The organism is Haloprofundus salilacus (assembly GCF_020150815.1).
In the GTDB taxonomy this organism is placed as follows: domain Archaea; phylum Halobacteriota; class Halobacteria; order Halobacteriales; family Haloferacaceae; genus Haloprofundus; species Haloprofundus salilacus.
The window spans coordinates 428709-451479 of sequence record NZ_CP083724.1 but is presented as its reverse complement, the minus strand read 5'-3'; the positions used below and the strand labels follow the sequence as shown (position 1 = coordinate 451479).

At 60.7% G+C, this 22771-nt stretch carries 20 protein-coding genes; 7 read left to right on the top strand and 13 right to left on the bottom strand.

What is annotated here, in order from left to right; genetic code table 11:
* Window positions 1-59 precede the first annotated feature (59 nt).
* Window positions 60-353, top strand: coding sequence for a hypothetical protein (locus tag LAQ58_RS18725; RefSeq protein WP_224450385.1), 294 nt, complete (start codon window positions 60-62; stop codon window positions 351-353).
* Window positions 354-564: 211 nt separating this feature from the next.
* Here the strand turns inward: LAQ58_RS18725 and LAQ58_RS18720 are convergent, their stop codons facing one another.
* The 3 genes from LAQ58_RS18720 to LAQ58_RS18710 are packed head-to-tail and all read right to left on the bottom strand — an operon-like array spanning window position 565 to window position 3650.
* Window positions 565-807 (bottom strand): hypothetical protein, encoded by a 243-nt coding sequence (locus LAQ58_RS18720; protein ID WP_224450384.1) that lies wholly within the window; start codon window positions 805-807, stop codon window positions 565-567.
* A 36-nt stretch (window positions 808-843) separates the two neighbouring features.
* Window positions 844-2409, bottom strand: coding sequence for an alpha-mannosidase (locus tag LAQ58_RS18715; protein ID WP_224450383.1), 1566 nt, complete (start codon window positions 2407-2409; stop codon window positions 844-846).
* Window positions 2406-3650: a glycoside hydrolase family 38 N-terminal domain-containing protein gene (locus tag LAQ58_RS18710; protein WP_224450382.1), complete on the bottom strand. Its 1245-nt coding sequence runs from the start codon at window positions 3648-3650 to the stop codon at window positions 2406-2408. Before LAQ58_RS18710 ends, LAQ58_RS18715 begins: the two co-directional genes overlap by 4 nt.
* Window positions 3651-3683: 33 nt before the next feature.
* On the opposite strand from LAQ58_RS18710, the gene LAQ58_RS19215 reads away from it, so the two are divergent.
* On the top strand, window positions 3684-3923 hold the full coding sequence (locus LAQ58_RS19215; protein WP_425490750.1) for a creatininase family protein: 240 nt from the start codon (window positions 3684-3686) through the stop codon (window positions 3921-3923).
* A gap of 17 nt (window positions 3924-3940) precedes the next feature.
* The gene (locus tag LAQ58_RS18705; protein WP_255595098.1) at window positions 3941-4477 is read left to right on the top strand and encodes a creatininase family protein; all 537 of its coding nucleotides are present in this window, start codon (window positions 3941-3943) and stop codon (window positions 4475-4477) included.
* Between the two features lie 9 nt (window positions 4478-4486).
* On the opposite strand, the gene LAQ58_RS18700 is transcribed toward LAQ58_RS18705, so the two are convergent.
* Window positions 4487-5494 (bottom strand): hypothetical protein, encoded by a 1008-nt coding sequence (locus LAQ58_RS18700; protein WP_224450381.1) that lies wholly within the window; start codon window positions 5492-5494, stop codon window positions 4487-4489.
* Window positions 5495-5584: 90 nt separating this feature from the next.
* Here LAQ58_RS18700 and LAQ58_RS18695 point away from each other — a divergent pair, with 90 nt between their 5' ends.
* On the top strand, window positions 5585-5833 hold the full coding sequence (locus LAQ58_RS18695; protein WP_224450380.1) for a hypothetical protein: 249 nt from the start codon (window positions 5585-5587) through the stop codon (window positions 5831-5833).
* Between the two features lie 56 nt (window positions 5834-5889).
* On the opposite strand, the gene LAQ58_RS18690 is transcribed toward LAQ58_RS18695, so the two are convergent.
* The 5 genes from LAQ58_RS18690 to LAQ58_RS18670 form a co-directional block, all read right to left on the bottom strand.
* Window positions 5890-7014 carry an oligopeptide/dipeptide ABC transporter ATP-binding protein gene (locus LAQ58_RS18690; RefSeq protein WP_224450379.1) on the bottom strand — a complete coding sequence of 375 codons (1125 nt, stop codon included), beginning with the start codon at window positions 7012-7014 and terminating at the stop codon, window positions 5890-5892.
* Complete coding sequence (locus tag LAQ58_RS18685; protein ID WP_224450378.1) at window positions 7011-8090, bottom strand: ABC transporter ATP-binding protein; 1080 nt, start codon at window positions 8088-8090, stop codon at window positions 7011-7013. The genes LAQ58_RS18690 and LAQ58_RS18685 overlap by 4 nt, the downstream gene beginning before the upstream one ends.
* Window positions 8091-8099: 9 nt before the next feature.
* Window positions 8100-9221: an ABC transporter permease gene (locus LAQ58_RS18680; protein ID WP_224450377.1), complete on the bottom strand. Its 1122-nt coding sequence runs from the start codon at window positions 9219-9221 to the stop codon at window positions 8100-8102.
* 54 nt (window positions 9222-9275) lie between these two features.
* Window positions 9276-10277, bottom strand: coding sequence for an ABC transporter permease (locus LAQ58_RS18675; protein WP_224450376.1), 1002 nt, complete (start codon window positions 10275-10277; stop codon window positions 9276-9278).
* A gap of 246 nt (window positions 10278-10523) precedes the next feature.
* Window positions 10524-12368: an ABC transporter substrate-binding protein gene (locus LAQ58_RS18670; RefSeq protein ID WP_224450375.1), complete on the bottom strand. Its 1845-nt coding sequence runs from the start codon at window positions 12366-12368 to the stop codon at window positions 10524-10526.
* Between the two features lie 256 nt (window positions 12369-12624).
* Between LAQ58_RS18670 and LAQ58_RS18665 the strand changes: the two genes are divergently transcribed.
* Window positions 12625-13725 (top strand): Gfo/Idh/MocA family protein, encoded by a 1101-nt coding sequence (locus LAQ58_RS18665; protein WP_224450374.1) that lies wholly within the window; start codon window positions 12625-12627, stop codon window positions 13723-13725.
* 740 nt (window positions 13726-14465) lie between these two features.
* On the opposite strand, the gene LAQ58_RS18660 is transcribed toward LAQ58_RS18665, so the two are convergent.
* From LAQ58_RS18660 to LAQ58_RS18650, 3 genes are all read right to left on the bottom strand, one after another.
* A complete protein-coding gene (locus tag LAQ58_RS18660; protein WP_224450373.1) occupies window positions 14466-15128 on the bottom strand; it encodes an aspartate/glutamate racemase family protein in 663 nt (220 codons plus the stop codon).
* Between the two features lie 83 nt (window positions 15129-15211).
* On the bottom strand, window positions 15212-15832 hold the full coding sequence (locus tag LAQ58_RS18655; RefSeq protein WP_224450372.1) for a class II aldolase/adducin family protein: 621 nt from the start codon (window positions 15830-15832) through the stop codon (window positions 15212-15214).
* Between the two features lie 114 nt (window positions 15833-15946).
* A complete protein-coding gene (locus tag LAQ58_RS18650) occupies window positions 15947-16837 on the bottom strand; it encodes a phytanoyl-CoA dioxygenase family protein (protein WP_224450371.1) in 891 nt (296 codons plus the stop codon).
* 187 nt (window positions 16838-17024) lie between these two features.
* On the opposite strand from LAQ58_RS18650, the gene LAQ58_RS18645 reads away from it, so the two are divergent.
* Window positions 17025-18398: a four-carbon acid sugar kinase family protein gene (locus LAQ58_RS18645; protein WP_224450370.1), complete on the top strand. Its 1374-nt coding sequence runs from the start codon at window positions 17025-17027 to the stop codon at window positions 18396-18398.
* 94 nt (window positions 18399-18492) lie between these two features.
* On the top strand, window positions 18493-20172 hold the full coding sequence (locus LAQ58_RS18640; protein WP_224450369.1) for a glycoside hydrolase family 13 protein: 1680 nt from the start codon (window positions 18493-18495) through the stop codon (window positions 20170-20172).
* Window positions 20173-20202: 30 nt separating this feature from the next.
* Here the strand turns inward: LAQ58_RS18640 and LAQ58_RS18635 are convergent, their stop codons facing one another.
* Window positions 20203-22335: an FAD-dependent oxidoreductase gene (locus LAQ58_RS18635; RefSeq protein ID WP_224450368.1), complete on the bottom strand. Its 2133-nt coding sequence runs from the start codon at window positions 22333-22335 to the stop codon at window positions 20203-20205.
* Between the last annotated feature and the right edge of the window lie 436 nt (window positions 22336-22771).

The following is a 22771-nucleotide window of genomic DNA, read 5'->3' as shown; positions in this document are numbered from 1 at the left end:
TCCAAATCATCGAAACGGTCTGTCGAACGCCGTCAACACCCCAAACGAATACTGAAACCATGAGCACGACATCGATCGAATCATCCGACGCGAGCGGAATCGAGCAAATCAGCAATCTCATCGAGAAACACAAAACCCTCGCCATCTTCCTCGGCATCGAACTGTGTTTCATCGTCGGGGGCCTCATCGCTGGTACGGTGGAGATCACCGTCAAAGAGGGTGGACCGGTACTGAGCCACATCATCGCAGGGCTATTAGGAGGCCTCGCAGTTGTCTGGATCCTCATTGGCGCTGTGACGTACGCTGTCCTGTTGGCGTCGAACCTCTACATGCGCTACCAGCGCGAGATGTGACCGCGACACAAGAGCTAACATTTCCGCCGGCGACCGGGTCACTGTATGCCCGACTGTATTCAGTACTGCCTGAGCAACACGGACCACGTCGACCATCCCGATGCGAGAGCGAGATGGTTGGACTGCTGACCGACGCGCTTGACGCCCCGGACCGCCAGTACGAGTGTCTCGACCTCGCGGACTGAGGAGTCCTGCTTCGACGCCCTGAAGATCAGTCATCGGCTCGATACCGACTGCGACACTCCTCGGGCAACGCTTCGGGCACCGGCAGATCGTTGTAGGCGGCTGTGACCGCCGACACGCCGTACTCGGTCGCACGGAGATCGAAGGGCTTGCCGTCGAAGTGGGCGAATCGCGCCGCGTCCAGGCGCATGTCGTCGCGCTTGAGACCGACGCTGCCAATCAGTACGAGAAGCTGCCGTCGGTCGTGACCTCGGGAGAGTAGAGAGGACACGTCAGTCGGTTCTCGTGTCGTCCGTTTTCTGACGAGTCACTCGAAATGCAGGCGCACGGCTCCAAGTTCGCGCGCGTTGAGCATGACGCGCGCTTCGCCCTTGATCACCTCAACGCTCGGATTACTCGCTCCCGCCCGCTGTGCTGCTTCGCCTGACTCGATATTCAGCAGACCGGAGTCGATGATCGCCGTCCGCGGTTCGTCGGAAGCGTTCAACAGGAGCACGATCAGCGAGCCGGGAACCGCCGAATCGTCGCCGCCAGGGAACGGCGAGAGGGTCCCGTCGCCGTCGGGCTGGATGCTCGTGACGAGGATCGGCGGCTCGGGTAGATCGAGCAACTGCCCAGTCTGTCCGGCCGTCTCGAATGGATCGTCCGCTCGTGGCTCGGTCAGCGGCTGGGTGATGGGGTCGATGTGTTCGGCCGCTCGACCGACGCGGTGGGCGTGCGCCTCGTCGAACCCGTCGTGGGGCGAGACGTGGTACCGGGCACGGACCCGACCGGGCTGGTTGGCTCGGAAGTTCGTGTTGTAGTAGTTGGTCGTCACCCACGACAGCAGCATCGCCCGGTCGAGTTCGAACGAGTCGCGGGCGTCACCGAAATGGAAGTCACCCAGCTGGACCATCGGAGTGAGCGGACAGGCAACCGTGACGCCGTGGTCGTCGTTCGCGAAGTCGACCCACCGCTGGACGTTGTAGCTGTCGTGGTTCGTCCCCGACAGCTGGTCTCGGCCCGGCTGGATCGCCTGCTCACCCACGTCGATCCGGGCAGTGGCGTCCTCGACGGCGAAGGGGAAGGCGAGGTACGTCGATTCGGGGTACGTGGTCTGGCCTTGCTTCCATTCCACCTCGACGACGATCTCGTCGCTCTCGTCGGGGAACCGGACCATCAGCTCGACCATGCTGTCGAGTGCGTCGACCGCGAGGTGCTGTCGGACCACGGTGCCGACTGGTGTGTCGTAGACGCGGTGGCACGTTACGCGCTCAGGGGCGCAGCGCTCGGCGAACCAGCCCGACTGATAACCCCATTCCGGTTCAGGTTCGTCGATCAGTTCCTCGCGAAGTTCCTCGACGAGTTCTGGCGCGGCGTTCCAGAGCCCGTTGATGTTGTGGTTGTCGGCCGGCGGGGCACGGAAGAACCGCTCGCGGGGGCTGTCTAGGTCTTGCTCGGCCAGTCGCTCGTAGACGAAGCCCGCCAGTGGGTAATCGGCGTGTTGATCGACCAGTTCGCGATCTCGCTTTCGGTCATAGAGGCTGGCGATGCCGCCCCGCTCACGATCGAACCGAACCTGGTAGCGGTCGGTCTCGACGATTGGCCGCTCGTCGAACGAGTCCTCACACTCGACCAGCCGGTCACGGTAACAGATTCGGAATCCGAAGCCCGGCACCTCGGTTGGCGGCAGTCGGTACTTGCTGTCGTTGATCGTCCGGTCGTGCCAGTGTCGTGCTGATGTCTCGTCACCCATCTCGCCTCGCTGGGCGACAGCGTACTTCGAAACCGAGCCCGAGATCTGACGGTCCCACGGCAGCGGATTGACGAGCATGAACTGCTCGGCACGGTCGTCGCTGGACTCACTGTCGCCGGGGGTGTCGTCGTCGCTCATCGCTCGCCCTCCTCGACCGTGACTCGACGAGCTAGTTCCGCCACTGCGTCGCGCTGCTCCATCAGGCTGAGCGAGCGGGCCTCGTGAGCCATGTTGGCCTTGTGGTTCCACTGAGCGCGCGTGTCGGGCGCTTCGGGGGCGTCGACGGAGATATCTGCGCCCCACGTGTGCTCGTCGTAGTATAGCAGGTTCCACCACGCACGACCGCGCTGGCCGGGATCGCTCCGGCGGTCCGGGCGCGCGTCAGCCAGCGGCGAGCCGGCAGCGGCCAGCGCACCGTCGAACGCCTCCGCAGTCCTGAGCCGGCGTCGGCTCTCGCGGTTCTCTGCGGTCTCGTGGGCGCTCGTGACGCCGCCGAAGCTCCAGAAGTCCGTCCAATCACCACGGTGGGCTGGCAGGTCTTCGCGATGGTCGTTGACCAAATCCCACCACGTCGCGGGCGTCGTGACACGGATACGGGGCAACTTGCCCTCGTTGACGGCGTCCTGCTCGTTCCACGAGGAAACGAACTCGGGAAGGTTACGCATCGGCGGGTTGTTGTCGAAGAATGGATGGGTCGTCTGGATCATGACCACTGGGAGCGGGTAGTCGATCCGGTCGAGATGGCGCTCGATGCGAGGCCACCATCGCTCACGCAGTGCCTCGGCGTCGCGCCCGATACCGAAGTTGTAGCCTCCACCGTACTGGAAACCGTTGTAGGCCAGCAGTTCTCGACCGCTGGGTGCCTCCCAGCGGAAGGCCAGCGGGCGCTCGATAGTCGTCCGCCCCCAGTGACGGTTGGCAGCCATCGAGAAACCCTCGATGCCGGCGTCGAGCAGCCGATCGGCCAGTGGCCAGTTCTGCCCGTTCACGTCGCCGTTCATCGCGGCCGCGATGTCGAAGCCGTACGTCTCGCGCAGGTGACGTACCGGCTCCAACGACTCAATGTACTCGCGCTGGTCGTACAGCGGCGTCGTGTTGCTCAGCATTCCCGTCACCTCGATTCGGTCCTCGGATTCGAGGTCAACGAACGTCTCGACGCGCTCGTCGCTAGCGGTTTCGAGCCAGCGCAACAGCGGCCCGGTCGTCTCGACGGTCCAACGGAAGGCCGACGGGTCGTTGCTGTCGCGGTCCTGCTCGGCGAGATCGATCGCTCGGTCGATGAATCGCCGGTGGAGGTCCCAGACGACAGGCTGTTCGTGCGTGTATCCGATGTCCGTGTGGCTGTGGTGAACCACATGGATCTCTTCGATTCCTGGCATACGTTCGTGTCCATCCTGTCGAAGGCGATATAGATTGTCCCTCTGCGAAGCAGCACGCTCGTACATTTTAGTCACCGGCTCACCAGTGGACACACAAAGACCGGGACCGTCAGATACGTCGACTTACATTCCACCGAGTTCGAAGAGCGACTCGAATCCGCCCCGATCGCCTACCTCCCGCTGGGAACGCTTGAATGGCACGGCAATCACCTCCCGTACGGCACGGACGGGCTCATCTCCGGGGGCTTCTTCGACCGACTCGCAGGTGTGTAGGCGGCGTCGTGTTGCCAATGTTCATTCTCGGCCCTGACAAGGCTGAGAGCGTCGACGGCGAGGACTTCTACGGCATGGATGTGTTTGCGTTCCGGGGCGAGAAGCCACAGCGATTGCCCGGCAGCGCCTACTGGGTCGATAACGACTTGTTCGGAGACATACTCAACGCCACACTGTCGCAACTCGACCGAGTGGGCTTCGAGATCGTCGTCGCACACGGGCACGGGCCCTCAACGACGTTCGTCGAGGACCACCGACAGAGTCTGACCGAGTCGTTCGACGTTGAGTTGCTGACCTGCCGGCGGTCCGGCGACGGACCCGGACTGCAGGTCGATCACGCCGCCGCCAACGAAACGTCGCTGCTGATGGTACTACACGCCGAAGCCGTCGCGATGGATCGGCTCCCCGACGACGAGTGGCCGGTTGGCGTCGACGGTGAGGACCCGCGAGAATACGCGAGCGCCGAGCGGGGGGCAGAGATTGTCGACACCGAACTCGACCGAATGGCCACGAAACTGTCCGACGCGCTCGATGAGAGAGAACAGTCGTTGTGAACGGCTTACTCAGGGACGGTGTTCTTCGATTGTGTCGAGGTATGCCTGCCAAACCGCGTCGGGGTTTTCCGAAGCGATCTCGGAGATGACCCGGCAGCCGTCCCAGCCCCACATCAAGACGCTGTCGGCCGCGCCCTCGATGGCCACTCGCGTGGCCGTGCGTACGTTATCGTAGGCCTCTGGTTCGTCGTCGAGGCCGAAGCCCTGAATCCAGATCTGACTCTCGAGACCGTACTCGTCGGCCAGCGAGACGACGTGGTCGGTCGTGTCAGCAACGAATTCTTCCACATCCTCGTCGCCCGAGATGCCCCAGTACGGATCCGTCGAGAGCATATCGATGTCGTCCATATTCGCGAGTCGATCCCAGTCGGTGATGCCATGGTCAGCGTCTGAATGAGGGACGAGACAGACGGCGTTGTCAACGCCGGCCGCCGCGCCGATGGCCATCATCTCGGCGAGAAACTCGATGAGGCAGTCCTCGCGAAACTGCTGGACCGTCTCGTTCTCGCAGACCGGCATCAATTCGCCGTGTTCCTCCTCGTACCGTTTCTGACAGTGCTCACACCGGCACACCCAGTCGTCCTCGGGGTGACTGTCGCCGAACCACTCGGGGATGATCCAGTGGGGCTCGTCCCAGAATAGCACGTCCGGGCCGAGGTCGACGGCGGATTCGGTCCACTCGCGCAGTCGCGAGCGGAAGGCGGGGTCGTTCAGGCAGGCCCCGTGCTGGCGCTCGCCGGTGACAGTCTGCTGGCGCGCGTCGGGATGCTTAGCGAGGAACTCTGAGAACGCTTCGCCACCGAAGACCTTCCCGACCGCCCAGGGATTGACGTACGTCCGGAAGCCCCGGTCCGAACTCTCGGCGACGATCTCCGCCATCGTATCCTCGTAGAATGTCTCGTCGCGCTCACTGAACGTGTGCACGATGGCGTTCAGCCCCTCGTCGTCGAACCGGTCAAGGTCGTCGCGAACGTGCCTGACGTCTCTCACACCGAAGTAGCTGGCTCCGAACTCCATGGAAACAGCTCACTGAGGGTCCACAAAAACCCGACTATTCGAATCGTACTGTCCAGCAGATTCTTTACCGTCCCAGTCCGAAGCGAACGCATGGAAAAATTCCTTCGCGTCGTCTTCGGGCTGAACGTGGTGTTCCTTGTCTTACTGGGCGTCTCGTTTCTCGGTATTGAGCGGGGAAGCGGCTCGTTCGTCGTAGCCATACTCTCGGTCGGCGTCATCACCGTGACGCTGCTTTTGACGGGGACGCTGATCTACATCGACTGGGACGGCTACCGGAAGTACCCCGATCCGCTCAACAAGAAGAAATACGAGGCGGCAGACGACCAAGAGACGTCCTGAACGCGATCGATCAGAATTCGAATGTCGACACAGGCTGAAACCAGACGGAGGAGTGGTCAGTCCCCAGTTGCTTCGCCTTCCGAACCGTCGCTGTCAGCGAACGAGTTCTCGTCGAGTTTCGGACTGTCCCAGTAGGGATGCTCGTCCTCGTCGTACCCCCTGAAGCAGGCAGCAATGTGGTCCTCGGGCGTGCCGTCGTGGGAAAGCAGTGCGGGCTTCGACGATCTGCACTCCTCACGGGCGTACGGACAACGCGTGTGGAAGCGACAGCCCGACGGCGGGTTCTTTGGGTCGGGGATGTCAATTGTCCGCACGGGCGGATCGCGAGCCTTGTGGGCGTCGGGATCGAGTTCCGCTGTCGCCCACTGGAGCACCTTCGTGTAGGGGTGCTGGGCGTTCTGGAGGATCTCGTCGGCTGATCCGATCTCGATGAGTTCGCCCATGTACATGATACCAATCTTCCCGTCGGCCTTCTTCGTCAGGTACCGAGCATTCGAGAGGTTGTGACTGATGAAGATGAACGAGGTGTTGAACTCGTCCTGAAGATCGAGCATCAGGTCCATCATGTCGACGCGCAGCGAGACGTCCAGCGCGGAGACAGCCTCGTCAGCGAGGATGAGGTCTGGATTCATCAGCAGCGCACGGATCAGTGCTGTCCGCTGTTTCTCGCCGCCCGATAGCTGGTGAGGGAACCGGTGTGCGAAGTCTTCGGCTGGCGTCATCCCGACGTACTCGAGCATCCCGAGGACACGCGCACGCCGATCTTCCTGAGACATGTCGTCCTGCCAGCGCTTCAATGGCTGCTGGAGGCTGTGCATCACCGTCTTATTGGGGTTGAGCGATGCACCGGGGTCCTGGTGGACGATCTGGAGCGACTTGCGGATCTCCTGATACGGGATGTCGATGTCTCCGTTGCCGTCCTTGGCGTCCCAGATGTCCTGACCGCGGAACTTGACGCTCCCACCGGTCGGGCGCTGAAGCCCGATTGAGGTCTTCCCGAGCGTGGTCTTGCCGCAGCCAGACTCGCCGATGAGCGCGACGACGTCATTTTCCTCGACGGTAAGTGAGACGTCGTCGACGGCGTGGACCGTTTCACTGTCGCCAAACAGACTGTTGAGGATACCACCACTCTCCTCGAAGTGGACTTCGACGCTGTCCAGTGAGAGGACCGGGTCCGTCATGGCAGATCACCCGAACTGGTCGCGCTGCCAATGCTGTATTTGATTGCATCAGCAGCGTCCTCCCAGTGGTGACACTTCGCATAGTGGTTCTCCCCGGCTTCGTAGTAGTCCGGGTCCTGCTGGACGCACTTTTCGGTCGACAGCGGACAGCGTGGATGGTAGGCACACCCCAACGGGACGTTCACCGGGTCGGGGCTCGCTCCTTCGATCGGCTTCATCTCGTCGACGTCGGCCTCGGTGTTCGGGACTGATTTGAGGAGCGCCCGAGTGTACGGGTGAGCCGCGTCACGCACGATGTCATCGGCCGGTCCGATCTCGGCGAACTTGAACGCGTACATCACGGCTAGGCGGTCCGCGAGACCGGCGACAAGCGGCAAGTCATGGGTGATGAATACAACCGTTAGGTTGTACTTCTGCTGAATGTCACGCAGCAGCGCGAGGATCGACTGCTGCATCAGCAGGTCCAACGCCGCCGTCGGTTCGTCCATCACGAGCACTTCGGGTTCGAGCACAAGGCTCAGTGCGATCAATGCGCGCTGGCTCATGCCGCCGGACAGTTCGTGGGGGTACGCGCCTAGAACGCGCTTGGGTTCGAGGTACAGATCGGAGAGCAGTTCGTGGGCTCGTTCGAGTCCTGCTTCGACATCGGCCTGGTGAGCCCGTAGCGTCTCCTCGAAGTGACCGCCGATGGTCATCGTCGGGTTGAACGAACTCATCGCGCCCTGGAACACCATCGAGATCTCCTCCCACCGAATCGCCTTCGTCTCCCGCTCACTCAGTTCGAGCAGGTTGACTGGATCGCCGATACTCGGATAATACGTGATCTCGCCGGTGAGGATACCGGGTTCGACGACGGCGTCGAGCAACGCCGAGGCGAACATACTCTTTCCGGAGCCAGACTCCCCAACGACGCCGAGAATCTCGTCGCGTTTGATGTCGACGCTCACGTCGTCCATAACTTTCGACTCGCCGCGTTCCATGTCGAAGGTCACGCTCGCGTTGCGGACCTCGAGGATCGCCTGATCGTCTGGTACCGTCACCGCCTCGTGTGTGATCTGTTGTTTGTTAGTCGTCATCGTACGCTCCTAGAACCGCCCCTGTGACTGCACGGTCTCCGTGGGGCTCGGTTGGCTGCCTTTGCCACTATCCTCCACCGAAATGCGGTTGACGTGACGGGCACGGACCCGCGGGTTGAAAAGCCGGTCCAGCCCTTGGGCAAACAGCATCAGCCCAAGCGAGAACACTGTGATGGTGATCATCGGAATGAACAGCCAGTGAGCCGACTGCCAGGTGTACAGTGCCCCAGAGGTCGTGTACGCAAGGTTCATCATTACGCCCCAGTTGAGCGTCGTAAAGGGCAAGATTCCGAGGAAGTACAGGCCGACGGACTCGAAGATTATCCCGCGAGCGCCCATGACGAAGTTCACCGCGACGTAGGACATGATGTCGGGGATAATGTCGTCTTTCATGATCGTCGGCGTCGAGATGCCCATCGTTCGAGAGGCTTCGACGAACTCGCGTTCGCGGATGCTGAGGACCTCGGACCGGACCGCCCGTGCGAGACCGGGCCAGTTGTTGATCCCGAGGATAAGCCCGATGATGTAGGGGTTCGACGGCTCGACAGCCGCAGCGATGATGATCACTAACGGCAGACCCGGGATCGTCATGATGATGTCTGAGAGAGTCATGATCACCCGATCGATCAGCCCGCCTTTGAATCCCGAGAGCGTCCCCAAGAACGTCCCCAGAAATACCGAGAAGACGGCTCCGGCGAGGATCATCTTGAGCATGACCGGGGTCGAATGGATGACCTGCGTGAACACGTCCTGGCCGAGCGCGTCGGTACCGAACGGATACTTCCAGATACCGGTATACGTCCACGAGAAGCCACCGATACCGATTTTGATCGGCGCGATTCCCAGTACAGAATGGGTCATCTGGTGGTTGAACGGCTGGACGTAGCGTGGCGCACCGCTGACCGCAGACTGGGGAATCACCCAGACCCCCACCGTTCCCAGAAGAATGAAGATCGTCGTGATGATGAATCCGACGCGGGCGCGCATGTCAGTCCAGATCACTCGAAACGGTGCGAGGAGGTAGCTATCGAGGTTGTATCGAAGGCGGTCCTGCGTTCCCATCTGCGACTCCGCCGTGCGCTTGAACGGGAGATCGTCGGCCGTGTCTTCGGAACTGTCGACGTTTGACATTATTATCGTCCTCTAGTTGGTTGTCGAGATGTGTTCGTGCTCGTGGATGGCAGCTTAGTAGGTTTCACGGTCACCCTCTCCGGAAGCTCGTGGATCGATCCTACTGTAAGTCAGGTCGGCGATAAACACGCCAAAGATCGTCGCGACGGTCGTCATGATCAGCCCACCCATCATCAGCGGGTAGTCACGTGACTCAACCGCCTGGAAGAGGTAGTAGCCAACGCCGGGATAAGCGAAGATCTGTTCTAAGATCACCGACCCACCGAGCAGGGCGGCGATTGAGATCAGGATTCCCGTGTACATCGGGAGCATCGCGTTTCGCGCGACGTATCTGAGCGCGATCCGACGGCGCGCGAGCCCACGTAGCCGAGCCACGCGGACATAGTCCTCGCCGAGAACACTGATCGCGTTTCCACGCATCGTGAGCGCACCGCCGGCCCAGCCACCGATCGTCAACGAGATCAGTGGAAGTGCTGCGTGATACAGGATGCTTTGGATGTATGGCCAGTTGAACCCCGGCTGCAGTGCCTGTTCAACCTGCCCACCGGTCGGAAACCATCCCCACTGGTAGCCCATGATGTAAATGAGGACGATCGCACTCACGTAATAGGGGACCGAAGTCAAAATGATTGACGTGATCGTCGTCCCGGTGTCGAACTTGCCACCTTCCATGTAGGCCATAATCCCGCCGATAATAATGCCAACCACGGTGTTGACGAGCGTGGCGATCGACATCAGGAAGATCGTCCACGGGAGTGCTGCGGCCAGAATCTGGAACACTGGTTCGCTGTTCCAGAACGAGACCCCGAAATCGAGCGTCAGAACGCTGCTCATGTAATCGATATACTGGACGTGCAAGGGGTCCGTTGGAAGAACACTGATGTAGTTCTGGACGTACTGATCGATCGTTTCCTCAGGGAGTCCCTGCTGGCGAAGTTGCACCTGCAAGTAATCTATCGGCCCACCTGGGAGAAAGCGAATGAGGACAAACGACAGCGTGATCACTGCCCAAATAGTGATAAGCATCTGCCCTATTCGCTTGATAAGCCATCTCATTCCACTGTTCGATTTCGAACCCCACAACATAAACATTTTGTTATAAAAAATTTTGCTCGCTGACCGAATTGCTGTGGCTAAACGAGAGCGGATACACAGACGAAAACGGAGAGGGACAGACAATACGGTGGGAGTATCGTATCCGACCACACTCCAAAGTCTACTGTTCGGCCGGAACGATCGAATCGGACGTGCCGAATTGATCGTCGTCTCCGATAGTGCTCTCGGACCACTCGCGCGAAGATGTTACTCCGTTTTTGCCTTGAACTTCCCCGTCTTCAGGATGTTGTGGAACGGGGTGTAGAACCGGCGCTGCATGATATCGCTGTCGAGGGCTGGGTATTCCCAGTGGTCGTTGCTGAACCAGGTCATGTTTTCGGCCTCGAAGATCTGGATCTGTGGGATACCCCAGTTGTAGACCCACGCCATGCGGGCGACGGCGTCGTTCATCTCGTCGTCGCTGATTTGGGAAAGCGCCTCGACCTCCTGGTCGAGGTTGATCGAGATATCGCCGGGTTCGGCCTCGAAGTCACCGATCGGCGGGAGCTCAACCGTCTTTGGCATTCGCTTACTCTTTCGGCCGGTTTGGTTGATTGCATCATTGTACCAGGCATAGGGGTGAGGGTACCCCGCACCCCAGGTGGTGACAGCGAGCTCGAAATCACCACGTTCCAGAATGTTGCTCTGGAAAGAGGTCGCGTCGGAGGTCTGCACCCGCGTGTCGATCCCGAACGACGAAAGTTGACTCGAGATGGTTTGTGCGGCTAGGATGGTCGGACCGCCACCGGCTGCCGCCTTGAGCGTGGGTCCAAACCGTGAGCCGTTGGGCGTCATCCACTGTCCGTCTTCCTTAGTAAAGCCGGCATCCTGAAGTAGCTGGGTTGCCCGATCGTCGTCCTTGGGATAACTCCGGTAGTTGTCCGTGTTGAGGTAGTCTTCGGCGTACCCGTCGGATATTCCGAGCTGGCTCGTGACAGGCTCGCGGGTAGCTCCACCCGCGTTCCGAGTTGCACCCTCCTGATCGATAACGTACGCAAGTGCCTGTCGGACGCGGGGATCGGCGGTGACACCCTCCCAGCCTACGGCGACGGACATTCCGCCAAGGCTCGGGTAGGTCATGTGTTCGACATGGTCTGGGAACGAGCTCACCACGTCAGAGGGAACGTTCATCCGAACGTGTCCGTCCAAGTCGCCCCCACTGAGCGCCTGCCACTGGTTCTGGCCGGAACCACCGACGTACCGGAAGGCCATCTCCGGGAAGTTGATGTCATCGCTTGCGGGGTGGCCAGGGTTCTTCACAGCGTTGATCTGCTCTTGGTTCGCGTCAACGATAGCAAAGGGACCGTACGAGAGCATGTCCTCCGACGAAATCGAGAGCGAGGCCACGTCCTCGGAGACCGCGGAAGTGTCCTCGTTCTCGAAGCGATCGAGATACTCGTCGTACAACGGCATCCCATGAGCGAGAACGTTGTTCAACAGGTTCCACTCAATGAACGAGCGGTTCGAAGCCTCGTCCGTGAGTTCGAACTCAACCGTCGTGTCCTCGGGCGTATTGATCGCCGATACGTAGTTCGACGAGGAATAGCCCATGTACTGCTCCATCTTGAAGTGCCGGTAGAAGTCCTCCGAAGTCACCGGCTTGACGACTTCTTCGCCGTCGTGCCAACTGTACTCGTCGTTGATCTGCAGCGTCATTGTCCGGTTGTTGATGTCGATGCTCCAGTCATCCAGAAGCATGGGGACCCATTCGTTGTTCACGGGGTCGTGGACGGCGAAGGGGTCCAGAATGTGAGCCTGGACCATCCACTTGTAGTTCGCGAAGTTGAACTCATTCCACTGCACGTCGCTGGCCGGGACACCCAGTGAGTCCAACGTGAGTTCCGGGTCCATCGGTGCGCCACCGCTCCCCGTGCCGGTGTCGGATCCGCCACTGCCGTCGGATCCGCTGTTTTCACCGTTCGTTTCCGTGTTGTTGGCACCGTTACAACCGGCCAGGCCGGCGATCCCTGCCACTCCGACTCCCTGGAGGAATCGGCGACGTGATGCGATATCTTGCACTCTCTGTGAACTGTTAGGGCTCTCTTCTGACATACGTCTACTCTTGACTCCTATCAGATGGTAATAAAGATTATGTTACTATCCATATATTTATGATGGGATATCACGGTCACACCCGTCGTGAAACCGGTGAGATCCACGGAGAGCGCAGAAACAGAGGTCCGAGCGGAGCCACACAAGTATTATGTGATTACGTCTGATCTTCCCGAACTATGGATCGAAGCAAAACCATAGCTGGACTGCCACACTGCAGCGACCGATCGAAGCAGCCAACCGGGAGGGCAGTCGTATGAGGGAACCACTCGACATCGGGTTTCTCGGCTACCGGTTCATGGGGAAAGCCCACGCGAACGCGCTCGAGCGCCTCCCCATGTTCTTCCCCGACGCCCCCAAGACGAACCGCGACGTCCTCATCGGTCGAGACGAGGCTGCGCTGTCAGAGGCTAAAGAGACGCTCGGCTTCGATCGCATCAGCACCGACTGGGAAGCTGTCGTCGACGAGGTCGACGTCCTCTACAACCTCGGCCCGAACTTCCTCCACCGGGAGCCGTCGATCGCCGCACTAGAGTCAGACACACACGTTTTTTGTGAGAAGCCGATCGCTCGCTCCGCGAGCGAGGCTCAGACGATGGTCGAGGCCGACGCCGAGAGCGACGCCATCACCGGGATGGCGTTCAACTACCGGTTCGTCCCGGCGATCCAGTACGCGAAGCGACTCATTGAAGCGGGAGAACTCGGGGAGATTCACCACTTCCGCGGGCGCTACCTGCAGGACTGGCTAGTCGATCCCGAGGCCGAGTGGTCCTGGCGACTCGACAAAGAGTCGGCCGGCAGCGGCGTCCTCGGTGATCTGGGCGCACACACCACCGATCTCGCCCGTTTCTTGGTAGGTGACATTGACCGCGTGACCGGACATTTGCGGACGTTCGTCGATGAGCGCCCCACTGGTGACGGCGAGACCAAACCGGTCACAGTTGACGACGCCTACAGTGCGAGCGTGGAATTCGTCAATGGAGCGATCGGGACGCTAGAAGGATCTCGTTTCTCGACGGGTCACAAGAACGACCACTCGATCGAGATCGAAGGCTCGAAGGGAAGTATCCGATTCTCGCTCAATCGGCTGAACGAACTCGAACTGCTCAGTGAGGGGGCGCGGGGATTCGAGACGGTGCTGGTGACCGATCCTGACGACCCCTACGTCGACCACTGGTGGCCGCCCGGCCACGTCATCGGCTGGGAACACACCTTCGTCCACGAGAACTACGAGTTCCTCAACGCGGTGGTCGATGACAAGCCGTACACACCCTCGTTCCTTGATGGGTACTCGGCCCAGCGCATCCTCGACGCCATCGAGGTTAGCGACGAGATCGGCGAGTGGATGGACGTATAGCGCCGAAAACTTCGACTTTTCGCGGTCGATCAGAGTGACTGTTGTAACTGATCACCTGGTTTGAGCCACTGAGGCCCCTCCCTACTCGCTTCGTTCGCTCATTGAGGAACGTCCACGTCCGTTTTCCAATCCAGCGGTTGTAGTGATCGGCTTTGTCGATGGCCCAGTCGAAGGCGTCCGGTGCCAGGCGCGTGTCGTTTCGCTCTTGCCCCCGGTTGATCAGTGCGGCAGCCGCGGGCCGTTCGTCTTCGAGCCATTGTACGTACTCACCGAAGGTCCAGTCGACGTGCCGCCGGTGAAGTCCATCTTGTCGAGGTCGTAGAACGGTTCAGACAGTGATACGGTCCGCCGGACTCTTACAGCGGCTTCGCCTCCGAGAACTCGGCGGGGTTCACGTCCGCCGAGTCCACGTCATGGGGAGTGTCGACGTATGGAAGTGGAGTTTTCCCGCCGCATAGGATCGGCAGCCAGCCTTGTTGAGCGTTCTCAGCAATGTTGTCGCGTCCCGGTCGAGTGGATACCGTTCATTCGGACACCGTGGTCCCGTGGTATCAGTCCGGTCACAAGCGACGCCTGGACAGGCATACATGGCGGGTTGTTGAAGTGCGGCCGAGTCCATCATCACGCCGTGGTCCGCCAGTGTGTCGACGCTGGGTGTCTCGATGGTCTCATTTCCGACACCCCCAGATGGTCGTACCGAAGCTGATCGAGGTGGAAACAGAGGACGTTTGGCGTGGACATCAATCTAATTCTTCGACCCGCTCGGCGAGGTGCTCCATCGCCTTATGCGGGCTGGAGAGAACCGGCACATGGTATGCCTCGTCGAGTTCCGGCCGGAGGTGGCTCATCGAAGCCTGTGCGAGGACGATCACGTCGAAGTCCGCGGCAAGTTCGTCGACACGCTCAGAAATGAGTTCGTCGTGGCGCTCCTGATCGCCGCTCGTGCGGGCGTCAAGTGCGCCCTCTACGTGGGACGACTCGATCGTCACGTCCCGACCGCGCTGGTCGGCTTTGCGCTGAACCAGTTCCGTACTCGGTCCGAGCGTCGAATTCGCAGTGGCAACAACGGCGATGTGCTCACCGAGTTCGACGGCCTGCTCGGTCATTGGGTCGTCAATCTTAACGATCGGCACGTCGACGAGTTCCCGCGCCGTGTCGACCGCAGGCGATGTACTAGAACACGTGTCCAGCACGATATCCGCGCCGCCCCGTTGTGCCAGTTCCATCTGCGTACAGATCCGATTCCTGATCGACGGTGTCAGTTTGCCTACGTCGAGCAGATCGTCAAGCGTGCTCTCATCGACGACGTGGAAGTGCTCTGACTCTGGGATGTAGTCGACTGCCAGTTCGCCGAAGCGGCCCGAGAGACTCGCGACTGTGTGGAAGAAACACACTGTGGTCATTAGTACGTCCGACCAGTGCAGCCACTGGTACAAACCGTTTACCCTCGTGAACGGTCGGCGGCCGACCGCGTCAGCTGAGGGGGCTACTGCTGGCCGTAATCTTCTCTGAACATCGTCCTTAGGTCGTCGACGGCCTCATCTGGGAGGATCTCTGGAGAACCAATCGCCGACGCCTGATAGTGGATCCGGGCGCAGTACTCGACCATCATCGCGCACTCGAGGGCGTCCTCGCCGGTCGGGCCGACGGCTATGACACCGTGGTTCTTCAGCAAGACGGCGTCGTGGTCGTCGCCCATCGTATCGGCAGCCAGCCGGCCCAGCGCCTCAGTTCCCGGCGGTTCGTAGCCTGCAACGGGAATCTCACGACCGATGTAGGCAATCAGGTAGTGCGAGGCGGGGACCGGTTCGTTCAGACTGGCGAACGTGCTTGCGTAGGGCGAATGGGTATGGATCACCGCACCCACGTCGTCACGCTCGCGGTAGATCATCGTGTGCATCGGGGTCTCGCTGGAGGGTTTGAGGTCGCCGCTGGCCACTTCGCCGTCGAGATCCACCAGCGGAACGCTATCTGGCGTCACGTCCTCGTAGGGGACGCCGGAGGGGCTCATCGCAACACGGTTGTCCCCGCGAACGCTGACGTTCCCGCCGGTCCCGCGGGTGAGATCCTGTGCTAGCATCCGGCGACCTAGGTCGCCAACTTCCATGCGTGCCTCGTATAATGGTCGCTCGTCTGGCATCGTGAGTGTGTTGCGCTGCACGTTGTGGGCAAATAAACCTTCGTGGCTTTCGGAGAGAACCTTGTTTTGCAGTCGTCCGAATCAGTCCTCCCACCGTTCGATTCCGAGCAACTGTTCGCCGAGCCCTGAGAGTTCGGCTCTCTCGTATCGTTGCGCTTCTCTGTTTCGGGGGTCACGTCGTTCCTCAATCGGAGCCTGCTGTTTCTGCCAGCACTCGATCCGGTTTTGGCGAGTGGCCACGTCACTCGGCTGTGCGGGTGACATTTTGATATACTGGGCGAGACGCGGCTGATTCGATTCGTTGTGTCCGTTGCCGTGTGCGAGGAGACTGTCCCAGATGACGAGATCCCCTCGCTTGCCCGGGATTGACTTGATTTCGTACTGATCGTCGAAGTTTGGTTCGTAGGGGTCCCTGTCTTCGGGCGCATTTTGCACCCATTCGTCGAGTTCGCGGTACAGTTCTGGGACACACTGGAACCCGCCCATCTCTTTGGTCGTGTCCTCAAGGTAGAGAACCCCTTGAACGCCGAACGGGACGGCTGGCGTTCCCTGGTCGTTCACGGGCCGTTCGGGAAGCGGCGACGTATCGACGTCCCAGTGGATAAACGACGAACTGTACTCCGGATACTCTTCGCGTCTCGGCGGCGTCATGTTACAGCGGTCGAGACTCACCCAGAGATCGGACTCGTCGAGGATCTGGCTGAACGCCTCATACACGTCCGGATGCTGGCGGTTGTCCCAGAGCGCCTGATGCTGATAGAGGTTGACCATGCCGGCGAATTGACCGTGAGCCGGTTCGTCGAGGCCCGAAGGCGGGCCGTACCAGGTCTCCGGTTCGTCCGGCGACTTCCCGAGGAAGTCCCAGATTGCGTCGACAACGGCTTCGCAATTGTCGTCTGGAACAGCCTGCTCGATCCTGACGTACCCGTTCCGGCGGAACGACGATAGCTGATCGTCTGATAGCACTACCATTCGCCTTGACACTGGCTATGGTCGATAAAATATCTTTCCACCACGTCGCACTCTCGGCACAATGGTTAAATTCTATCGCAGACATCGTCGACTCGATGATCAACGAAGCGCAGCCCATCGCTCGTCGGAGACGTATTGGTAGTCACCGCCGGTCGGAACGGCCGACACACCGAGGGAGGCAATACCAATGAACGATCACGGACACCTGCTGGCCTTCTACGGCGACGACATCACCGGATCAACGGACGCAATGGACGCGCTGAGCCGGGCCGGCATCGAGACGGTCCTCTTCCTCGATCCACCCGAGCGGTCCATGGTCAAGCGTGAGTTCGGGGACGCACAGGCCGTCGGCGTCGCGGGGACCAGCCGATCGATGACGCCCGCGGAGATGGACGAGGCGCTCCCATCGGTGTTCGAGCAACTCGCCAAACTGCCGGTACCGATCGTCCACTACAAGGTCTGCTCGACGTTCGACTCGGCCCCAGAGATCGGAAGTATCGGACGCGCCATCGACGCCGCTGCCGACGCCTTCGAGACGGAGTCGGTGCCGGTCGTCCCGGCCGCCCCCGCGCTCGGACGCTACGTCGTCTTTGGCAACATGTTCGCGGCCGACGAGGACGGCGTCTATCGACTGGACCGCCACCCGACGATGAGCGAACATCCGGTGACACCGATGGACGAAAGCGACCTGTGCCGCCACCTCGCCGAGCAGACCGACCGGTCGATGGGACTGGTCGACGTGCTGGGACTGCAAGCGGACCCGGAAGCTTCGCTGGCCGACGTGCGCGAGGACGACCCTAGCATCGTCTTCTTCGACACGCTCAATGAGGATCAGCAGGCGACAGTCGGGCGACTGGTTTGGGAAGAGTACGCGGAAGCGACTGAATCGACGGCCTTCGCGGTCGGCTCCTCGGGCTTCGAGTACGCCATGACGGAATACTGGGCGACCGCCGGAATCGCTGACGAAACCCCTGCGTTCGAGACGCTCGACCCTGTCGACAGGCTGCTTGTCGTGTCGGGCAGCGCGTCGCCGGTGACGAAGACCCAGATAGAGACCGCGCTGGCGGCGGGGTTTACAGGAGTTAGGATCGATACGGCAGCGGTGGTCGATCCGGCGACCGACGACGAGCGTGAGCGGGTCCGCGATGAGGTCCTGTCCGCTCTGCGTTCGGGCGACAGCGTTGTCGCTTACACCGCGCTCGGCCCAGGGGACGACGCCGTCGCGGAGACGAAGGCTCGTGCCGACGAACTGACCGACGCCCCCCAGGATGTCGGTCGCTATATCGGGCGTCAGCAGGGCGAATTGCTGCGTGAACTTCTGGAAGCGGAACCGCTTGACCGGGTCTGTGTGGCCGGCGGCGACACCTGCGGCTACGTTACGCCTCACCTCGATGTGTACGCCCTCCGGTCACGCTTCCCGCTCGCGCCGGGGAGTCCGATTTGCACCGCTCACGCGACGACTGAGCGGTTCGACGGGCTGGAAATCGCACTCAAGAGCGGCCAACTCGGGGGTCCCAACTTCTTCGTCCGTTCGCGAGACGGTGCCAGCGAGTGGGTGTGAGACAGGAGGTGGTCGACCCGTGGGCGATGAGGCATTGGGGCGACCGCGACCCTTGGTCAGTAACTATATTTCGGTGACTGCCTACCGGAGGGATATGAGCAACGATCGACCGTGGTGGCGAGACGCCGTCATCTACCAGGTGTATCCGCGCAGTTTCAACGACACAGACGGGGACGGGATCGGCGACATCCCAGGTATCATCGAGAAACTGGACTACTTCGAGGAGCTGGGCGTCGACGCGCTCTGGTTGAGTCCAGTCTACGACTCACCCAACGTCGACAACGGCTACGACGTGAGCGACTACCGCGCGATCATGACAGAGTTCGGGACGATGGACGACTGGGAAGACCTGATCGACGGCCTCCACGAGCGGGGAATGCGCCTGATTATGGACATGGTGTTGAACCACACCTCGACGGACCACGAGTGGTTCCAGCGTGCACGCCGGGGCGACGACGACTATCGAGACTACTACTTCTGGCGGGAGAGCGACGGCGAGACGCCACCAAACGACTGGGAAGCGGTATGGGGAGGAACCGCATGGGAGTACGACGAGACGGCGGCGGCGTCGTATCTCCACCTCTTCCACGAGCGTCAGGCCGACCTGGACTGGGACAATCCAACGGTGCGGGAGGAGATCTTCGAGATCGTCGACTGGTGGCTCGAGAAGGGCGTCGACGGTTTTCGACTGGACTCGATCAACCTCATCTCCAAGCCCGAGGGACTGCCGGATACGGCCGAGGCCGAAGACCCGAACGGGATTAGCGTCGTCGCCAACGGTCCCCGGGTCGAGGAGCACCTTCGGGCGCTCTGTGAGCGCACCCACGCCTACAACGACGTGGTGACAATCGGCGAAACGCCCGACCTCTCTGTCGACCGTGCTCGCTCCTACGTCGGCTCCGAGACCGACAGCCTAAGCATGGTGCTGAACTTCGAACACGTGGAGGTCGACCGTGCCGAAGAAGGGCTGCGCTGGGAGATGCGCGAGTGGGAACTCCCCGAGCTAAAATCGGTGATCGAGCGCTGGCAGACCGGACTAGTCGGCGATGAGTGGCAAGGGCTGTACTTCAACAATCACGATCAGCCGCGGGCCGTTTCGCGATTCGGCGACGACGGCAAGTATCGGCGTGAGTCCGCAAAAGTCATCGCGACGCTGCTGCTGACGCTGCGCGGGACGCCCTTCGTCTATCAGGGCGAAGAGATCGGCATGACCAACCCTTGGTACGACGACCTCAGGGAGATCCAGGATATCGCTACCCGGCGGACTCTCGCTCACGCCATCGAGAATGGCGAGGTGTCGAGCTTCGAAGAAGTAAAGGAAGACATTAACCGTCGCACCCGGGACAACGCCCGAACCCCGGTCCAGTGGACCGACGGCGAACATGCCGGCTTCACGGACGGCGAGCCGTGGCTCAGGGTCAACGATGACTACGAATCGGTCAACGTCGCCGACGCCCGGACCGACCCTGACTCTATCTGGCACTACTATCGAGACCTTATCGACCTCAGAAAAGAGCAGCCGCTGCTAGTCGACGGCGAGTTCGAGTTACTGGTCCCCGACCATGAAGCCCTCTTCATGTATCTGCGATCCGACGGCGACAAGCAGGCGCTCGTGGCCCTCAACTTCGACGACGAAGCGACCACAATCGAACTGCCGGAATCGATCGCCGGAAACGAGTTCGAAGCACTGATCGGCAACTACTCAGACGAAACGGTTCCCGCCGTCGACGAGGCACTGCGTCCCTACGAGGCCCGCGTTTACGAGCAACGCTGAGCCGGCAACCAGAGGCTGATTCAGCGACGTTCAGATGTCGATACCACGGTTGCCGGCCACAAGTTCGTAGACGATCCGGGCGGCTTCGCCGCGTGAGAGCGTCACTTCGTCAGGGACTCCTACCTCTGACGCAGCAGCCGCCGGATCGATGTCCGCTTCGAGTTCGGCCGCGAGCGCCGCGAGGAAATTCTCGCTGCTGACCGGTTCAGCGACAGATCGCTCTTCAGGAGTTGGCAGTTGGCGGGCTCGTTCCGTCGCATCACCATCACCGGAAACGAGGTCATTGGTCGCTGCGGCCCACACGTCGGCCGTCGCAGCGTCGATTGGGTCGTCGGGACGGGCCGCGTAACCGTCGAAGAAGCCCTTCGCGCCAAGGACCTGAACGGCCGCTGCCCATGGCTCGTCGGCAGTCGAATCGGCGTCTGCGAAGTAGGTGAGCATTGTCCCGGCTTCGGCCAGTTCACATTGGAGGTCGACGGGGTCGAGCGTCCCAGGGAGTGTGTCCGTCCGAAGCGCACGGGCGGCGGCGACGCCGGCGGCCTCGCCGAGTTGGAACCACGTCGGTTCGAGCCGAACCGTCTGGAATCCGACGTGGCTGGCCGACAGCGCGACCGGCACCAGCAGATTGTCGAGCCCCTCAGGAAGCAACGTCCCGTAGTCGATCTGGGAGGGGACAGTCGACTCGGTCAGGAAAAACCGCCCGTCCGAGGCGGTCCCGGTGCGTCGGACCGCCTTCACGTCGTGGGGGTCGAGCGGGAACTCGGCGATGGCGACCGACCCGTCATTGACCGGCGCGCGGTCGAGCTGCTCGGCGAGGAAGGCGTCGTGTTCTGTGAATGTCTCACGCCCCTCGATACGGCGGGCTTCGCGGACGTAGAGCTGGAACGGCTTATTGTCGTTATCCTCGAACTCGTCGGTCGCGAGCCCCCACTGCCGAGCCTCACGCTGCGCGCGTTCCGGAACTGCGTCGTCGTTCTGGAGGAAGTAGATGAAGCCGATAGCGTAATTGAGGTGTTGCTGGGCGATTTCGCGGCGCGTCTCCCAGTCGGCTTCGGGGTAGGCGTGAGATTCACCGACGAGGTCGCATGCATTCATGTCTCGCTTGTTGTTGGGCAGGTTCCCCCAAACGAACTCCTCGCCCTCCTGTTCAAGGTAGATGTCACCCGCGAGCCCTTCGGGGGTTCGGTCCAGCAGGCGCGTCTGGGCCGGCAACGGCAGTAGTTCGTCTTCGACCGGATCGGAGCCCCGATACACATCGTGCGCCAGCGGGACCCAGCGGTCGTCGTCGTCGACGGCGACGGGGGGTTCATCTCGGTCGTACCAGCGCCGCATGGCAGTTGCGAGTTCCGGGGCTGATCGATTCGAGAGTCCGAACGCCATGGGGTCTTCGATGCCCCGTTCGTTGAGCAGATCGCGCATCTGCTTGAGGTCGTGCAGTACCCAGAGGTATTCCCGTCGGTCGTAGCCATCGGGTTTCTCCGGGTGGCACATGTTGTCCGGGTCGCTACTCAGACAGATGCGGTAGTTGTACGATTGGACGGCGTCGTCGCCCTCGCCCGTGCTGCCGGCTCCGATCGTCGTTACGTCGTCGGCGTTCGTGAACACAGTACCGGCGAAGCGTTCGCCGTACTCCTCGCGAGCCTCACGGCCGACCCGATAGGGAACCCCCGCTGTCGCAGCCAGATCGCCCTCATAGGTCGCGTCGACGAAGGTCTCGGCGCTCACTGTCATCATCTGATCGTCGTGAGAGGCGACGAATGTGACATCCGAGACAGTCCGCTCAGAGCGTCCTGCGGCAACGGGGTGCCACTCGCGGTCGATGTCGAGCGTCTCTTCTGCGTCGACGAGGGCGTCGAATGCCCCTTCTGCAACATGGGGCTCGAAAACAAGACCGTCGTTACAGGTCCGATACTGGGCCGAATCGGGTCCGTACTCTTCTCGGTAATGTGTTGCGACACGCTCGAAGAACTCGTCGAGAACTGGTGATCGGCCCTTGCTAGGGTGCAAAAGTGTGTCGGTCATCCCAAGTCCACTCGCCATCATACCACCGAGATGATTGTTGTACGCAATCAGGAGCGTGTCGAGATCTGACCGAGCAGCGTGGACCGCTGCACCGATGCCCGCAGGTGTCGCTCCGGTCACGACAACGTCGTACCGTTGCATACATTGATTGCCTGCTCAGACCCACATGAGTGTTACTTATCCACGAAGGAGGGAATTCGTCGCTATCGCACAACCTTCACCTATCAGCGAAGGAGGTCCACATTATGTGGAAGATCCGTTCACCCAGATAGAACATCGAAACGAACAGTCTGAACTTAAAATATGCTTGGTAGTATCACACGCGCTCAACTGACTTACGGTCGATACAAAATTATTTATGAGCCCAGATGGTGGAATAATCTCAGACAGTTACGTTTTTGTTACAGAGATATCTATGGGTATATATGGAGCAAATTGAAACAAAAAATGGAATTCTAGGTAGATGTGTGGATATGGTAAATCAGAAACAAAATTCATGATATCCGTCGAGAATTGAATCTCAGTTCATCTTGGCTGAACAGTTGTCTTTTCGGAGGCGACAGGACACGGTGTGGAA

Excerpts from the sequence above, each read along its gene's own strand:
- LAQ58_RS18635 (WP_224450368.1), bottom strand. The coding sequence starts at position 22,335 with ATGCAACGGTACGACGTTGTCGTGACCGGAGCGACACCTGCGGGCATC.
- LAQ58_RS18705 (WP_255595098.1), top strand. The coding sequence starts at position 3,941 with ATGTTCATTCTCGGCCCTGACAAGGCTGAGAGCGTCGACGGCGAGGAC.
- LAQ58_RS18660 (WP_224450373.1), bottom strand. The coding sequence starts at position 15,128 with ATGACCACAGTGTGTTTCTTCCACACAGTCGCGAGTCTCTCGGGCCGC.
- LAQ58_RS18645 (WP_224450370.1), top strand. The coding sequence starts at position 17,025 with ATGAACGATCACGGACACCTGCTGGCCTTCTACGGCGACGACATCACC.
- LAQ58_RS18725 (WP_224450385.1), top strand. The coding sequence starts at position 60 with ATGAGCACGACATCGATCGAATCATCCGACGCGAGCGGAATCGAGCAA.
- LAQ58_RS18640 (WP_224450369.1), top strand. The coding sequence starts at position 18,493 with ATGAGCAACGATCGACCGTGGTGGCGAGACGCCGTCATCTACCAGGTG.
- LAQ58_RS18690 (WP_224450379.1), bottom strand. The coding sequence starts at position 7,014 with ATGACGGACCCGGTCCTCTCACTGGACAGCGTCGAAGTCCACTTCGAG.
- LAQ58_RS18650 (WP_224450371.1), bottom strand. The coding sequence starts at position 16,837 with ATGGTAGTGCTATCAGACGATCAGCTATCGTCGTTCCGCCGGAACGGG.
- LAQ58_RS18665 (WP_224450374.1), top strand. The coding sequence starts at position 12,625 with ATGAGGGAACCACTCGACATCGGGTTTCTCGGCTACCGGTTCATGGGG.
- LAQ58_RS18675 (WP_224450376.1), bottom strand. The coding sequence starts at position 10,277 with ATGAGATGGCTTATCAAGCGAATAGGGCAGATGCTTATCACTATTTGG.
- LAQ58_RS18695 (WP_224450380.1), top strand. The coding sequence starts at position 5,585 with ATGGAAAAATTCCTTCGCGTCGTCTTCGGGCTGAACGTGGTGTTCCTT.
- LAQ58_RS18655 (WP_224450372.1), bottom strand. The coding sequence starts at position 15,832 with ATGGAAGTTGGCGACCTAGGTCGCCGGATGCTAGCACAGGATCTCACC.
- LAQ58_RS18680 (WP_224450377.1), bottom strand. The coding sequence starts at position 9,221 with ATGTCAAACGTCGACAGTTCCGAAGACACGGCCGACGATCTCCCGTTC.
- LAQ58_RS18700 (WP_224450381.1), bottom strand. The coding sequence starts at position 5,494 with ATGGAGTTCGGAGCCAGCTACTTCGGTGTGAGAGACGTCAGGCACGTT.
- LAQ58_RS18685 (WP_224450378.1), bottom strand. The coding sequence starts at position 8,090 with ATGACGACTAACAAACAACAGATCACACACGAGGCGGTGACGGTACCA.
- LAQ58_RS18710 (WP_224450382.1), bottom strand. The coding sequence starts at position 3,650 with ATGCCAGGAATCGAAGAGATCCATGTGGTTCACCACAGCCACACGGAC.
- LAQ58_RS18715 (WP_224450383.1), bottom strand. The coding sequence starts at position 2,409 with ATGAGCGACGACGACACCCCCGGCGACAGTGAGTCCAGCGACGACCGT.
- LAQ58_RS18670 (WP_224450375.1), bottom strand. The coding sequence starts at position 12,368 with ATGTCAGAAGAGAGCCCTAACAGTTCACAGAGAGTGCAAGATATCGCA.